This window comes from Tunturiibacter psychrotolerans, from assembly GCF_051013365.1.
In the GTDB taxonomy this organism is placed as follows: domain Bacteria; phylum Acidobacteriota; class Terriglobia; order Terriglobales; family Acidobacteriaceae; genus Edaphobacter; species Edaphobacter psychrotolerans_A.
Map to the genome: position 1 here is coordinate 2,541,316 of NZ_CP132941.1, position 15,604 is coordinate 2,556,919.

The 15,604-nt window shown below is 55.3% G+C and carries 10 protein-coding genes; 4 read left to right on the forward strand and 6 right to left on the reverse strand.

Going from position 1 to position 15,604, the window contains the following annotated elements; translation table 11 throughout:
- The first annotated feature begins 62 nt into the window (after positions 1-62).
- Positions 63-410, forward strand: a complete 348-nt coding sequence (locus tag RBB76_RS10810; protein WP_429632332.1) for a PadR family transcriptional regulator — start codon at positions 63-65, stop codon at positions 408-410.
- Positions 407-3,121: an ADOP family duplicated permease gene (locus tag RBB76_RS10815; RefSeq protein WP_429632335.1), complete on the forward strand. Its 2,715-nt coding sequence runs from the start codon at positions 407-409 to the stop codon at positions 3,119-3,121. Before RBB76_RS10810 ends, RBB76_RS10815 begins: the two co-directional genes overlap by 4 nt.
- A 378-nt stretch (positions 3,122-3,499) precedes the next feature.
- On the opposite strand, the gene RBB76_RS10820 is transcribed toward RBB76_RS10815, so the two are convergent.
- Both RBB76_RS10820 and RBB76_RS10825 read right to left on the reverse strand, forming a co-directional pair.
- Positions 3,500-4,435, reverse strand: coding sequence for an aldo/keto reductase (locus RBB76_RS10820; RefSeq protein WP_429632338.1), 936 nt, complete (start codon positions 4,433-4,435; stop codon positions 3,500-3,502).
- A gap of 942 nt (positions 4,436-5,377) precedes the next feature.
- Complete coding sequence (locus RBB76_RS10825; protein WP_429632340.1) at positions 5,378-6,076, reverse strand: response regulator transcription factor; 699 nt, start codon at positions 6,074-6,076, stop codon at positions 5,378-5,380.
- Positions 6,077-6,091: 15 nt separating this feature from the next.
- Here RBB76_RS10825 and RBB76_RS10830 point away from each other — a divergent pair, with 15 nt between their 5' ends.
- Positions 6,092-9,382 carry a carboxypeptidase regulatory-like domain-containing protein gene (locus RBB76_RS10830; protein ID WP_429632343.1) on the forward strand — a complete coding sequence of 1,097 codons (3,291 nt, stop codon included), beginning with the start codon at positions 6,092-6,094 and terminating at the stop codon, positions 9,380-9,382.
- 599 nt (positions 9,383-9,981) lie between these two features.
- Here the strand turns inward: RBB76_RS10830 and RBB76_RS10835 are convergent.
- The gene (locus RBB76_RS10835) at positions 9,982-10,890 is read right to left on the reverse strand and encodes a SphA family protein (protein ID WP_429632346.1); all 909 of its coding nucleotides are present in this window, start codon (positions 10,888-10,890) and stop codon (positions 9,982-9,984) included.
- Between the two features lie 9 nt (positions 10,891-10,899).
- On the reverse strand, positions 10,900-11,475 hold the full coding sequence (locus tag RBB76_RS10840) for an NADPH-dependent FMN reductase (RefSeq protein WP_429632349.1): 576 nt from the start codon (positions 11,473-11,475) through the stop codon (positions 10,900-10,902).
- A 130-nt stretch (positions 11,476-11,605) separates the two neighbouring features.
- Here RBB76_RS10840 and RBB76_RS10845 point away from each other — a divergent pair, with 130 nt between their 5' ends.
- Positions 11,606-12,541, forward strand: coding sequence for a LysR family transcriptional regulator (locus tag RBB76_RS10845; RefSeq protein ID WP_429632352.1), 936 nt, complete (start codon positions 11,606-11,608; stop codon positions 12,539-12,541).
- A 223-nt stretch (positions 12,542-12,764) separates the two neighbouring features.
- Here RBB76_RS10845 and RBB76_RS10850 read toward each other — a convergent pair whose 3' ends face one another.
- Both RBB76_RS10850 and RBB76_RS10855 read right to left on the reverse strand, forming a co-directional pair.
- Positions 12,765-13,166 (reverse strand): fibronectin type III domain-containing protein, encoded by a 402-nt coding sequence (locus RBB76_RS10850; RefSeq protein WP_429632354.1) that lies wholly within the window; start codon positions 13,164-13,166, stop codon positions 12,765-12,767.
- Positions 13,167-13,224: 58 nt separating this feature from the next.
- Complete coding sequence (locus tag RBB76_RS10855; RefSeq protein WP_429632356.1) at positions 13,225-15,003, reverse strand: cytochrome-c peroxidase; 1,779 nt, start codon at positions 15,001-15,003, stop codon at positions 13,225-13,227.
- Between the last annotated feature and the right edge of the window lie 601 nt (positions 15,004-15,604).

Genomic DNA, 15,604 nt, shown 5'->3' on the forward strand with positions numbered 1-15,604 from the left:
TTACCTGTTGCTTTCCCAAAGGAAGTGTGGCATAGTCCTGTTGGAAAGCCAAAGGAAATTTTATGGGCGAAAAGCCCGATGTTCTGCAGGGCACGCTGGCGCTGATGGTATTGAAGACGCTCGATGTCCTCGGTCCGCTGCATGGCTACGGAATCGCACGGCGCATCGAGCAGATTAGCGGAGACCTGCTCGCGGTAAATCAAGGAACGCTGTATCCCCTTTTGCTTCGGCTGGAGCAGGAAGGCGCGATCGCGTCGGAGTGGGGGGCTTCGGAGAACAATCGCCGGGCGCGCTTCTATCGCCTTACGCGGGCCGGCCATAAGCTGCTGGAGTCCGAGACCCGAGACTGGGAACAGACAGCGGCGATCATTGCGCGATTCTTCAAGGTGAAGGCGGAGGACTTGACATGAGATTCCTCAGAAGGTTTCTGGCGCGGCTCAAGAACTTTGCCATCGGGCGGCGAGACGACAAACGTCTGCGGGAAGAGATGGAGGAGCATCTGGCGCTGCAGACGGCGGAGAATCTGCGTGGGGGGATGGCGCCGGCGGAGGCGCGCCGCCAGGCCGTACTGAAGTTTGGCGCGACGCAGGCGATACGCGAGGATTACCACTCCGAGCGGGGGCTGCCGTTTTTTGAAAATCTGTTGCAGGATGTGCGCTTCGCGTTGCGCATGTTTGCCAAGTCGCCGGGCTTCTCGGCCATTGCGATTCTGACGATGGCGCTGGGGATCGGAGCGACGACGGCGATTTTCAGTCTGGTCAACGTTACGTTGCTGCATCCTCTGCCCTATCCGCACCCGGAAGAGCTGGTGCGGATCGAAGACGATCTGCCTGGTGCGGGCACTACGGATGCTGGCATCTCGATTCCGGAGTTTAAGGATCTGCAGCGTTCGGGAATTTTTCAGTATGTTGTGCTGCAGATCTTCGGGTCGGCGAACCTGACGGGGGCATCGCAGCCATCGCGGATGCAGTATGAGGGGGTGTCGCCGGCGTATTTTGCGATGCTGGGCGTGAAACCGCAGCTGGGGCAGACGTTCGATCCTCAAGACCAAACGCCGGGGTTCACGCAGGATGTGGTGATCAGTGACGGGTTGTGGAAGCGGGCTTTCGGGAGCGACCCGCACATCGTGGGAAAAAATTTGCGAGGGGACAACGATTTGTATCGGGTGATCGGGGTGATGCCGCCGGGCTTTCGCGACCCGGGGCGAACCGTGGGCGAGAGGAATACGGAACAGTGGGCGGCGTTGGGTTTTGAGGAGGATCCGGCTCACCCCCCGAGCCGCAGTTTGCGGTTGCCCCTGGAAACGGTCGGGCGCCTGAAGCCGGGGCTGACGGTTGAAGCGGCGCAGAGCCAGATGGACGCGTTGGTTGCTTCGATGCGGAAGCAATTTCCGGGCGATTATCCGGCCGACAGCGAGTGGACGGTGCGGTTGGTGCCTCTAAAGGAAAACCTGGTGGGCAACGTTCGGCAGTCGCTGATCCTGCTGTTGAGCGCAGTGGCGCTGGTGCTACTGATCGGCTGCGTGAATGTAGCGAATCTGCTGCTGGCGCGGGCCAGCGCGCGATCACGGGAGATGGCGGTGCGCCAGGCGCTGGGAGCGGCACGCAAGCGGCTGGTGTGGCAATTGCTGACGGAGGGTCTGCTGCTCTCGCTGCTCGGCGGAGTGGCAGGGGTGGTGATTCTGTTCTGCATGAAGGGATTCCTGCTGCGGCTGATTCCGGAGAGCATGCCTCGGCTGAACGACCTGTCGATCAACTGGACCGTGATGTTATTCGCGCTGGCGGCTTCGATCGCCGCTGGGGTCATCTTCGGGCTCGCGCCCGCGAGGCAAGCAGGGCGGTTGAATCTGGCAAACACGCTGAGGGCGGAGGGGCGTGGGTCGAAGGGTTCCACGCATCAGACGCGCACGCGACGCGTGCTGGTGGTGACGGAGTTTGCTCTGTCGCTGGTGCTGATGGTGGCCGCGGGCCTGCTGCTGCGCAGTTTTTGGGAGTTGTACAAGGCGCCGCTGGGATTCAATCCGCAGCGTGTGATGTCGGTTCAGTTGTGGCTGCCGAGCCCCAACGACGATAAGACGGACATTTATGCAACGGCTGCTCAGGAGGCAGTGTTTGCGCGCGAATTGCTGCGGCGCAGCCGGTTACTGCCGGGAGTGCAGGAGGCGGCTCTTGGATCGGAGCCTTCGATTCCGCTGCGGCACGACCGCAACCCGAGCGCGCTGATCGTGGAAGGGCGCGAGACAAAGAGCAAGCAGCCGCCTTTGATCGAGCGTTCGCAGGTTACGCCGGGATACTTTCATTTGCTGGAGATTCCGCTGCTGCGGGGCCGTCTGTTCAACGACGGCGACGACGAGAAGGCACCGCAGGTCGCCGTAATTAATCGCGCGATGGCGGAGACTTACTGGCCGGACGAGGATCCGCTTGGCAAGCGGCTGAAGGTTGGCCGTGGGAGGGCCGGCGTCGGCCAGCGTGCAAGCAAGACCTGGATCACGATCGTCGGGGTGGTCGCGGATGCTCGAACCGAGTCGCTGACGAACGCGAGCGTTCCGCAGATCTATCTGAGCCTGTACCAGGAGACGCCCAAGGAGCTGGCCATCTTTCTGCGTGGAGACCTAAATGCGAGCGCGATCCCGGAAGAGGTGCGGGCGATGGTACAGTCGGTGGACCCGGAGTTGCCTGTTTACGGTGCGCAGACGCTCGATGACGCGGTGTCGGCGTCGCTGGAGCAGAGACGATTCTCGATGAATATTGTGGCGGCCTTCGCGATAACGGCGCTGCTGCTGGCGGCGCTGGGAATTTATGGAGTGATCTCCTATCTCGTGAGCGAGCGCACGCAAGAAATCGGCATTCGCCTGGCGCTGGGAGCGCGACGGGGGACGATCCTGCAGATGGTTCTGCGTCAGGGGCTGGGACTGGCGATGGCGGGCGCCGGGCTGGGACTGGTGGGATCGGTGATCATGTCGCACCTGATGGCAGGGCTGCTCTATGGCGTAATGCCCACAGATCCTCTTACATTTGTTGGCGTCACCCTGGTGCTCACAGGTGTGGCGCTTGCGGCTTGTTATATCCCCGCGCGGCGGGCAATGCGTGTCGACCCGATGATCGCACTGAGATCCGAATAGTTTTTCGAAGTCCTTGATGTGGCTCGGATTGAAGTGAAAGCATAGGTACTCACAGAAACAGCAGTCAGGCGCCTTGGAAACTCAGTTCAACTGACGCCAACAGGCCAATGCACTCATCGAGGTAATTGGGTCAATGTAGCTTTTTGGCAAATGTCCGTATAACGGACATCTCGTCCAGTTGCTAAATTTCTTCCGAGAAACCAGTATCCCGTATCGCTGAAGAATGCAAGCTGGTATCCAATAGCTCTGACGCCAGTACAGAATATCGCTGAAGATCCAGCTCAAAATCGGCCCTCCAGTACAAAATAGCGATAAATCTGACAAACGCTTGTCAAATAAAACGCTAATTCGTACTGAACGACGATCCATAGGTACCTGCTAGGTCCACTCGGGAAATTGGCTGCGATTTTCGTCGAGGGTAGAGATCCTGTTCATGTCGTCCGCGGTCAATGAGAAATCGAAGATGCAAAGATTCTCTCGGCGATGTTCGGGATTTGAGGAACGCGGAATTGCGACGACTCCCCGTTGGTGGTGCCAGCGCAGAACAACTTGTGCAACGGTCTTGCTGTGTTTTTTGGCAATCTCCTCCAACGCTGGATTCGTAAAGAGCCCGCTGCGCCCTTCTGCAAACGGAGCCCAAGCCTCCATCCGTACGCCATCGGCACGCAGCCACTCAAATTGTTCCTTTTCCTGGAGGAATGGGTGTGTCTCCACCTGATTAATGGCAGGCTTTGTGCTCGCACCTGCCATGAGGCTGGCGAACTGAGCTTTATCGAAATTGCTTACTCCGATAGCGCGGATTTTTCCGGCGACATGGAGCTCTTCCATCGCGCGCCATGACCCTTGCACATCTCCGCGGGGCCGATGGATTAGATAGAGATCGAGATACTCCAACTGAAGTTTGTCGAGAGTCGTTTGGAATGCTCTCTTTGCCAGTTCGTACCCGGAATCGTCGACCCAAATCTTGGACGTCACGAAGAGATGCTTGCGATCAATTCCGCTTTTCTTGATCCCTGCACCTACCGCCTCTTCATTTTGATATACGTGGGCCGTGTCGATCAGCCGATAGCCAGCGGTGATGGCGTCTGCGACACTTTCGGTGCATAGATCACCCTTCAGTCCATAGGTGCCAAAGCCAAGCGTGGGCATCATGACTCGATCGGAGAGACGCACCTGCGGTATGGAAGGCTGGTGATCGTGGGATGCCCACCCCAAACGGCTGAAGGCGAGTGTCGCTGCGGCGAACGCTCCTCCCTTAAGCACCGCGCGTCGGCTCGTCGCAACTGCCCTGCTGTTGTTCTTGATCTGCATCATCTCTCCTTATACCCAGGTTCTGTTTTACACCCAGGTTCCATCTATCTGCTGAGGGAGCGAAGGGGCGCGGTCCCTGCCTCCGCGCCCCTCGCTTTATTTCGCAGTTGCCGCTGACACAGGCGGCGACGGCAGGTGCTCGCCGACCGCCAGATTGATTTCAACGCGGCATCAAAAATTTGCTTCACGACCGCGTCCTTGTAGGCATACAGATTTACCCCGCGGTGCCACATCACCTCGGCAACGGTCGTCATTACACTGAGGGCAGACATCTGATCGTCGATAGACGAGCCAGCCCCCAGATAGCGCCTTCATGTAGAAAGTTCGGCTTGAAACAATCCATGAATCCACCTGTGACGTTGTCCTTGGAACCGCTAGGTCCTTAGAGAGACAGGTCTATCAGCGAAGGATCGTTCAGCGTCTCCCCGGCGATGAAGATACCGTAAAGGCAGACCATGCCCCAACGGGTATCGAGGACATGCTCTCCGGGCGCTCCGGCGTTATTGAAGTATCGACCCGCGATTTGCCTCCGCCTTCATCTCCAGCAACGAAACCTTAAACTGCTCGTGAGCGGCGAACGATTTCGGGGAATAACCAGCCGTCGCTAGGAACGTCCTGTTTCGCGTGCACTTGGCTTACTGAAGGGCTGCCGTCACGGATCTACCGATCGCGACATTACACGGTCAGCTATAGTAACGACGAGGCATACTCCCCTCCCACTAAGGACCCGAACTTGCTCGATCGGAATGTAGTGAAGTCTTTTTCTGTACTGCCGCTTGTCTCTTTTCCGCCTTGCCTCCGTTGCTCAGACCCCAAACCTGAACTGCAGCACGCCGATGCCACAAGCTCTGCCTCTCTGCGCGTCCAGCCCGTTCGGCGGTGGTTGATTGGGCGGACGCTGTCGCGGCTGCCCAAACATAGCCTGGTTACATAGACAGCCAAGCCCTATGCGTCCCGGAAGCGGTAGCCTATGCAACTGTCTGTCAAAATGTACTTCGGGTCTGCGGCATCGTCTTCGAGTTTCTTACGGAGTTGACCCACAAGCACACGTGAATATGCGGGTTCATTTCCGAAGCCTGACCCTCGCAGCGCGCCAATTAGCCTGGCATGTGTGACCGGGCGTCCTGCGTGCGTCATGAGAAACTGCAGGGCATCAAACTCTCGCGGTGTTAGATGTACCTCTAGTCCGGATCGTTCGACACGCCGTCTTACCGGATCAAGCACGATAGTTCCGTTAATGATCGGCATTTGCGCTGGGGTCTCGGGCGCACGGAATCGGCGAACAGCAGAACGGATTCTTGCTGTTAGCTCGCGGATCTGAAATGGCTTAGTCACATAATCGTCCGCACCTGCCTCCAACGCCTCAACCTTGTCATCTTCACTATCGCGGACGGTCAACATGAGAATCGGCATTCTTGTGTAACTTCGCCTGATCCGCCGACAGGTTTCAATTCCGCCAGTTCCTGGCATATTGATGTCGAGGAGCACAGCTTCATAATCAACCATTCGAAGCCGAACTAGACCATCCTCTCCATTGCTTGCTTCGCCAACATCGAAACCCAGAACATCCAAAGTTGTACGTAGACTGCGGCGAAGCGCCGAGTCATCTTCCACAATTAGTAATCTTCCTTGTGATTCGTCCATGTCAGGCTTCCTTCCATGCAAGAGGCAAAATCTGGAGCTGCGGTTCCTGATGTCCAAGTCACACTGCACAGTGTTGACGAAAATACGGACCGTCTGACTAAAACCGACGATGCGGGTGCATATGCTTTCGACAATGTTCTTGCCAACAAGTACAGTATCCGAGCGACGCACGACGGATTCGCCGAGACGGTGATCGACGGCATCACACTTGCGGCCAGACAAGACCTTCGATATACCCTCACGTTGACGATTGCCGCGCAGGCGAGCACCGTGGAGGTGACCTCTGACGCGGCCCAGATCAATACGGAAAATGGGGTCATCGGTGACTCGAAGGACACGGGAGACATAGGCAAACTCCCACTCAACTTCCGTGCTTCGACTACCAGTCCTCTCGCGGCTTTGACAACCTCACCGAATGTACAGGCAGACAGCCAGGGAAACATTGCCATCGGTGGTGCAACGTCGAACATGATCGGCTTTTCAGTCGACGGTATCTCAACAACAAACATCTTCAATAGCGCTGCTGGAGCAAATCCTTATCCATCCCCTGAAGGGATCGCAGAACTCAAGGTCACGGCCTTCAATAACAACGCTGAGTTTTCGCAGGTCGGCGATGTCACGTTCACAACGCGGGGCGGAACGAACCAGTATCATGGAACGCTCTTTGAGTACCTCCAAAACGACGCACTCGATGCTCGTGTGTTCGGCTTCACTCAAAAAGCGCCGAAACACTTCAATACGTTTGGTGGTAGCTTCGGCGGACCACTCTCTATTCCACATCTCTACGATGGACACGACAAAACATTCTTTTTCGTCGACTACGAGGGCAACAGGAGACGGACTTCGCAGGCGGAACAATATACGGTGCCAAGTGTGCTCGATAGAACGGGCAACCTTAGTGACCTTACAAGTTCGCTGCGAAACCCCTTTACCAATCAACCCTACGCCAATGCTACGATTCCGCAAACGAGTATTAGCCCGTTCGCTAAGGCACTCTTAAACACTTATTATCCGTTGCCAAATGCCAGTCTTCCGGGCGGCGTTAATTACCAGACCCTTGTCCCAATTCCCTCGAATACAGACGGCTTCGATGCCCGCGTCGATCAGGTTATTACGTCGAAGCAGCAAGTGTATGCGCGCTTCAACCGAAAAAACCTTACTGTAAACGTTGTTAACCCACTGTTGCCGAATGACGTTGACACCGAACATGACCGGAGCTTCCTCGTCTCTCACAACTACGTGATTAGCAGTCGTCTACTAAATGAGTTTCGTTTTGGTTTTACAGACACCATCCTGTCTCCGAACTTTGGAATTCAGGGTGCTGCTGCCCTTGAATCGCTGGGCCTTCAAGTGGGTGGAAATCAGGGCGTAAACGTTTCCAACCATCCAACCGATCAAGGCTTTCCCAGCATTGTCTTCTCTGATGGAACCAACTTCACTCCAATCGGCAGGGATCACGTTGGCCCGACACAGTCGACAACCAAGCAGATTGCGGACAATATCACCTACAACAGGGGCAGACATACGATTCGTGCCGGCGTTGATGTTCGTTGGGTGAGGTTCGCCGTGCCCGAAATCGAGACGCCATCTGATGATTACGGTCTGTTTACCTTCAATCAAGGAACGTTTACCGGAAGCTCGTTTGGTGACCTCCTGCTTGGCGCTCCCAATACCACCTACTTTGCAGTAACAGGACCGAGAGACGACGCAGGCGGTGCTCAGACGGGTATCTATGGACAGGACCAGTGGCAGGTAAACGATCGCCTGACACTCAACTTCGGCTTGCGCTGGGAGTTGTTACCTCCGTTTGTCGACAAGAATGGAATTCAGGCGAACTTCGATCCAAACTACAGCGGGCAGGGTGCAAATGGGCAGGGTGCGGTGATCGTCAACAATATCCTGCTAAACGGGCTAAAGCCGGCTCCGGACTTCCTCGCCTCATTCAATGCCTGCGGTCTAGCTGGTGTGAATCCGAACTACAACCCAGCTACTTGTACCCCGGTAGTAACAAATGGCCAGGATGGTCTGTCGACTGGGCTTCGTCAGACTTATCTCCGCAACTTCGACCCCAGGGTCAGCATTGCCTATCGTCCCTTCCGCGATAGCAAAACCGTCATACGGGCCGGGTTTGGAATCTTTACCGTGACCGCTTTGGGGCAGCTTCAGAACAACAATGAAAGTAACCCACAGGCTGCAGTTAATACGTGGCAGAACAATAATGGAGGTACCCCGATCTTTACGTTTCCACAAGTCACTCCACCCGGAGCGGGGCTGCAGTTCGGCGGTGGAGAACTCGAACAGGCTACTGACCCGCATTATCGCGATGCCCAGTCGGCACAGTGGAATTTGACGGTCGAGCGGGAGCTTACCTCCAATACCTCGCTGAGGGTGAGCTATGTCGGAATGAACTCCTACCGGCTCAACGTCTCGGAGAACCTGAATCAAACGAAGCCAAGCACGATGCCTTATAACTTCGCGAACGCACCCTTCCAGAACTGGGGAGTTATCTTCTCGACGAATAACCTGGGTGGTCAAAACTACCAGGCGTTGGAGTTGGAAGCTTCACACAGAATGGCGAGGGGACTGTCTTACCAGGCGAACTACGCATGGGCTCACAACATCAGCGATGCTCAGGGAGATGCTCCTACGGCGTTCCAAGGTGAGACTCGCTATGGACTTGCTGATCTGAATCGTTTCGACATCAGTGCTAACCGGGGCAACGTTGTAGGAACTCGTCGTCAGCGTGTGTTGGTGACAGGGACTTACGAACTGCCATTCGGAAAAGGACGGCAATGGTTGAACTCTTCTCCTGTTGTGGGTGGCGTCCTTGGTGGTTGGAACATCAACACAATTACACTGCTTGAAACAGGGCCATACCTGACTCCGACAGATAGCGTCACCAACGACCAGACCAACACGGATCCCGCCGGCGACGGATCGATTGTTCGACCGGACCGGATTGGTAATCCGATTCCCTCAAACCGTACGCCGGGTAACTACTTCAATCTGGGGGCATTTCAATCTACGCCAGCCGGCGCAGGACGAATCGGTAATGCAGGAGTTGGGATTCTCGAAGCGCCCGGCACAATCGCTGTGAGTGCAGGCTTGGCGAAGCTCATCGCAGTGAGGGAAAGTTTCCGGCTGCGCTTCGAGTCAACATTCACGAACGTGCTAAACCATACCAACTACGCGCCGCCGGTGACCAACATAAGCAGTCCGAGCTCATTTGGTGTACTCACTGCTGCGCAAACCGCGGAAAATGCTGGGAACCGGACTGGCCAAATAGCTCTAAGACTCGAGTTCTAAGGACAAGTTGGAGGCAAAGCCAATTGGCAATGGTTGGGCCGGAATCAAAGATGCGTTCCGGTCCAGCCAATGCTAGCCGTTTAGAAATGAAACTCGTAGCCGCTGACTGAACCACGTCTTTGAGGTGCGTGATGAGTTTGCTTTGGACAGGGATGTGCCGAATTTACTTCAACGATTGTTCCGATGTGAAGCAGTTCTGGTCTGTTGATAATGGGGACTCTCTAAGCGCAGTGAAATGTCCTAGAGTCGTGATGACCGGAAACTTCGAAACCGTCGTCGCGCCTGAACCAAAAGAAGAGCCTCTAGCATGGTTCTCGTTCAGAAAAGCAAGCGTCTACAGGCAAAGAGACGGTGTCGTCTTTGTCATCGACTGGACGCACGCAGATTTGCGAAATAGGGTTCAACAATGAGCACGTTGGAAACAGCAAACACGCCAAAGAGGTCTAGGTGTCGACGCGCCCCAGCTTCTAGCGTTGCACTTGCGAATGGAAAAACACATGTTCAGCTCCCGCGAGTGGCTATCGGAGGTTGGATCAGCGATGAGTGTATAGGAGCGATCAGGATTCTCATCTATTCCTCCTAGAAGTACTACGTTTGTTTCAGAAAACCTTCTCCACCCTCAGTACGAGCTTGTTTCCCTCAGGCCGATTCTTCGCTCCGAGCTCGTGATAACTATTCACATAGAAGAACCATTTACCTGAGTTCCAGACCGTGCCCGGACCAATCGCCGCTACTTGCTCTGGAGAGTTCCGAAGCGAGACGCTATCAATACGGCCATCAGTGATCTGTCGGAGGTAGTAGGCGTTTGGGCCGATCCAAAGGTGTTTGCCAAAGTTGTACGCAGTTGTGGCGTTGAAGTGTATCGCCTGTCCTGCCTGTGTCGATTGAGCGCCTGTCGCGTATGGAGGACTATTGTTCGTCGAATTCCATAAATAGTGAACGCGCCAACTGGTCTCGATGCGTTTGGCTGGGAATGCGGTAATCGCGTAATACGGATGAACAGTAAATGCGTTCGCGCCGATATTCACAGCGGAAGATCGTGTGTAAGCGCCTACGGGTAGATCAAAGTCGAAGACGACTCGTTGGTCGATAGGGACGGCGCCGATTTTTTGCTCACTCCATTGAAGGATGAATGGAGAGACCGTGAACGCCCCCAAGCCGCCGGATTGTCCGGTGCTGCCGGCGTTGACGTGCGCCACAGCCGCCACTACTTCTGTCCCATACGAACCACCGAGAATCCTCTTATGAGTTAGCCAGGCGACGTGGGTCAGTTGGCTGATGCTATTCACAGCGCCAGTTCCTGCAATGGTGTTTCCGGAGCCGTCTACAACTGTTCCTTCGTGTGCTCCGTCCCCAATCTCTTCAATGACCCCGCCGGGTCCGCCGATTCCGTCCAGAAAACTAGTGTCACCCAGGTTCACAGCCGGCTCAGCAACGTGCGTCTGCGCGACGAGCAAGGTCGGAGAGATGAGGATCAGGAAAAGGACGAATTGGAAACGCTTGAGCATGATCCTTTCCTATGCATAAACTAGGCGACGTTCCAGAATTTCTTCGCGAAGCCTGTCAAGAGAGCGCAGCATAAAAGTCAGCCCGTTCTCGTCCTGATACACATGCTCCGCGAGCTTCGCGTGAACGCCACCGACGACGACCTCTGGTCCCATCACGAGGTGCGCGTGCATGGAGATCAGCGTTTCTCGTAGCTGGTACTGAGCGCGGACGCCGCCGGTGAAGGCCTTGGACGAACTGATAATCGAAACAGGCTTGTTCTTGAAACACGACCCGAAGACCGGGCGCGAGGCCCAGTCGAGTGCATTCTTCAGGACGCCGGGCACGCCGTGGTTATATTCAGGCGTTGTGATCAGGATGCCGTCGCTCTCGGCGATGATCTTCTTAAACGCGGCAACCGAGGGAATCTCGGGGTTCTGGTCAAGATCCTCGTTATATAGGGGAATGTCTTCCAGAGTCACCACTTGTATGTCGATAGCAGGCGCGGCTTTTTCGGCCAATACCTTCAGCAGTGACGTGCTGAAAGAGGCTCTGCGGAGGCTTCCGGAAATGCCAACTACTCGAACTGTTTCTCCCGTGCGGACCATATTGTTCTCCTCGTCTGCGCTCGCATCGAGCGCCCACATTCACGAGGCTAGGCTCATCCATTTCATGTGTCCAACGAAAGATTCGCATAATACATATCTCCAATTATGATGAATTAGAGAAGGCAATTATATGGAGATACGACACCTGCAGCACTTCATTGCTTTGGCGGAAGAAGGCAAGTTTACGCTCGCCGCACGACGCATGAACATCGTTCAATCGGGGCTGTCGGTGTCCATCAAGGAGCTCGAACAGGAACTCGGAAGCCAACTGGTTACGCGCACGACTCGCAAAGTCTCATTGACAGCGGCTGGAGAACTTTTTCTTGAACACGCGCGTGGTTGTCTCACTCTGCTGAATGATGGTGTTCAGGCGGTCCGGTCTCAGGGTGGTGTCGTCAGAGGCCGTCTGCATCTCGGCATTCTGCAAAGTCTGACACCGTACGTGCCGCTTGCCGCGTTGCTGCAACGATTTCACTCGTCGTACCCGGAGGTCGAATTCGCAGTTCGAGCTCTTTCTACAGGGGCAATTCCTGCCTTGGTGCGATCAGGGGCTGTCGATCTGAGCTTCCAGGCGATCGTAGACAAAGAACGATGGCCTGGAGTCCAGGTTATTCCTTATGCACAAGACTCGCTGGTTGCGATCTGTTCCAGCAAGCATGCGTTGGCAAAGAGTAGTAGTGTGCGACTCGAAATGCTCAGCCATGAGATGTTCGTGGATCTCACGCCCGAAAGGGCTCTGCGAAAGCTGGTTGATCAGGTTTTCACTCAGCACCATTTACCCAGATCGAGCGTATATCAGGTAAGCGATGTTGAGACGCAACTCTATTTCGTCGCTCATGGTCTTGGCGTCGCAATCGTGCCGTCCGCGCTGGCTCGTTCGTCCTCTGCGTCTCACCACCTCCATACGCTTCGGATTCTGAGTCAGCCTCTGAAGCTTCCTAAATGGCGAATTGCGATTCTGACACGGCCGAGGCGGAAGAACATCCCTGGGAAGACAACGGTTGAACTCTTTCTGGAAACACTTGCTGGACTTTCACGGACGGCGAAGCTTTCTGGCGAAACATAGGTGTGCTCCCACTTGGATTGAGCGGACGATACGGATCACCAGAGAGAATTGGAAAAGGCAAGGGAGCAACGCGAGTATAACGATAGAAATAGGCGATATTCTCCGCCTGAGGCAGCGTCGACAGAGCCATCCTCTTCGGCCTCTTGATATATCTGGATCCGCCAGGATGGGCTTGAGCAGCAACAAAATACTCTTCCTCTCTGACGACGTCCTACGGATGTTTTTATGGTGTATTGAAGTGCTTAACCGAACTCTTCACCCCATCGCTCTTGCCGCTGGCCTGCATCGAGTCGACCAAGTAGTAGTAGGTCGTTTTTGGCTTGAGGTTATCAAGACGTACTCGGAAAACCGTCGATGGATGATCGGGACTCACCCGGATCGGAGATTTTGCGATCTCGATCAGGCGATGTGGATCGGCGCCATAGTGCACAACTCCAAAATGCACCGGGGATCCGCCGGGATTATTCGTTGTCCAGCTGATAATCGTCAGATACTCTTTGGCCAACTCGATCTTGGGTCCCTCGATGATTCGCACCTGTGGAACTTCTGGAGTGTTCGGACTTACCTGAGCGCAGAGGCTGCCACTCAAAACCGAGATCGCCAATATGGCGAACGCTCTTCTCATGCTCACCTCACCTACACAGATGATCTCGCCCTTTGCATTTCGGCCCTTCAGCAATCCGCTACGGAATAGACGGGCTGGGGAGGGGCGCAACGCTGCAGATCGCGGATGCGCACGGCGGTAGAGGCGGAGTTGCGATCAAGTGCTCATTGCCCTGGGTCGCAGCCGAACCACCCTTCATGCAAGCACCCGTATAAGTATCGCTGTTGGGGTAAGGCCTCGTGAAACCATCCGACAATGTTTGCAGGAACGCAACGATCTGGTTCTCTTCCTCATCCGTCAGGCCAAGATTACCGGAAGTCATGTCAATATTGTTCCGCACCTCTGGCATGGGCCAGCAGTCTACCTTCTCCGTTGTTCCCTTAGGGCAATGTCCCGAGGTCACCGGGTACGCATACTTGTCGCGCGTGTTGTAGAAATGCACGACCTGCTTCAGGCTCTTGAAGTAGCCATTGTGAAAGAACGCCTTCTGGAAGTAGGGGCCGGGAGCTTCAGTGGTGGGACATTGTGGCGGTGTCGAGGCCACGTCGCGAACGCTGGACACCTGCATTTGGCCATCGACAGCGGGCGCGTACTGTTTCCAGTTCAGGTTCGGGTTGGGGCCGCTACCGAACGCGCTTCTGAGAAAGCTTCCAAGTCCCAGATCTCTGTAGCCGAAGCCGTAAGGATTGCCAATGAACCCGTAGGAATCCGGCTTGGTCTGGTAGTAGAAGGCATTCGCGGGATTCAGCGGCACGCCCTCATTTGCTGAGCCGAAGCAGGTAAACAGAGGGTTCACCATAGCGACGGCGCTGGAGTCCGCCTGATCTGATTTCAGACTGGTGCCCCGTCCGTCGAGGTGACATGAATTGCAGTTGCCCTTGCCATTGAATAATTTGAAACCCGCCATTTCGTCTCGAGTGAGCGTGTATTTGCCGGCCAGGAAGGCGTCGAATTTCGACGAGAACGGGCTCACCTGTACGGACTGCTCGAATGAGTCGATGGACTGCGCCCAGCGATCATAAACTATATTTGCGCGGGTCCTATCGCTTGCACTAAGAGGTATGGGCGTCGTGTTCCCGCCAAACACAGCAGATCCTCCCGGGGTAGCGCAGATGCGCTCGGTCTCGCGTGGGAACTTGATATCGAATGAACCTCCACCCCAAACTTCTTCAAAGAGAGGTCTGTAGACTGCCTGGGAAAGCTGAAATGCGATGCAGGCAGTATCGGGGAAACCCATTTCCTGAGTATCGACCGGAGGCCCCTGTGCCTGTTCGGCGTCGGGAATCCGCAGCTTATACCCGGTTGCACGCGAATCCCAGAAGTTTCCACCGAAGAACAGACCCTGTTCCTGGTTGTATTGGAATACAGGGAAGAAGGGTGAATACGGGTGTCGTTGCGGTGTCCGCTTGCCGGCGCGAAAATGAACCGTTCCCGGGAACGCGACCATTGTCAGGTTGACCGAGGGGATCGGTCCGCTGAAACCAGCATATGGCATGTGACAGGACGCGCACGCCTGGTTCTTGCCTGGAGAGATATTCCTGTCGTAAAGCATAAGCTCACCGAGCGTTTCTATTGCTTCCGTCCCGGTATTCTGAAGGATTGGTGGCTGACCTGTTAGAACCGGATGGCTTAAGCCTTTCCAGCGCGCAAGCGCGCGGCCTTCGACTAAGTCCACCTCCCGTTGAACCCGAATTATTTCGGAACTCAAATCGGACGGTAGAATGCCAGGCGGGTACGGATTGTAAGCCGTTGCCGACACGGCTGCACTTTCTTCGCTTTGTCCGCGCACGATGTGGCCGGAGTTGGACATGGCGACCGCGACTGCTGCACAGACCGCGCCTAGTGCTATCAATGTCATCCGTCTCATGAAGCCCCCTTAAGCTGTTAGGGTTTCCTTCCGTATTGGGTCATTGTGCAACGGGAAACGGAGTTTTTGGAAACTACAAAACCGCTTCAGCAATGGCCGCAGTGAGGGGTGATTTCCAGGTTCGCGGGGAGAACCTGGTGGAATATCCTTGCAGCTGCAGTTCTCCTTGTTGTAGCTCACGCCGGACTAGCAGTATCCGGAAGCGCAGATTGGTGGTCTCCGCACTTGGCCGATAAACCGGCTTCTCGTACAGTTGCTTACCGTGAAGCCAGTCTCCCGTATCGCTGAGGAATTACATCTGGGATTCAATAGCTTTGAGTCCAGTACTTAATATCGTTGTAAATTCAGCTCAAAATCGGCTCTTCAGTACGAAGCAGCGTTTAATCTGACAGGCGGCCCGCTGCTGCTGTCAAATAGAACGCTCGGCGGCTGTCAAATAGAACGTTATTTGTACTGGACTACGCTAAATGGTACGACGATCACGCTTGTGCTGCAGCCAGGCATTCCTTACTTGCGCAAGGCGAAGTGCTACATGTTTCGTCGATAGAAGATAAAACACGGGATCTGCTAGGTAATTGTTGTCGGCTCAGAG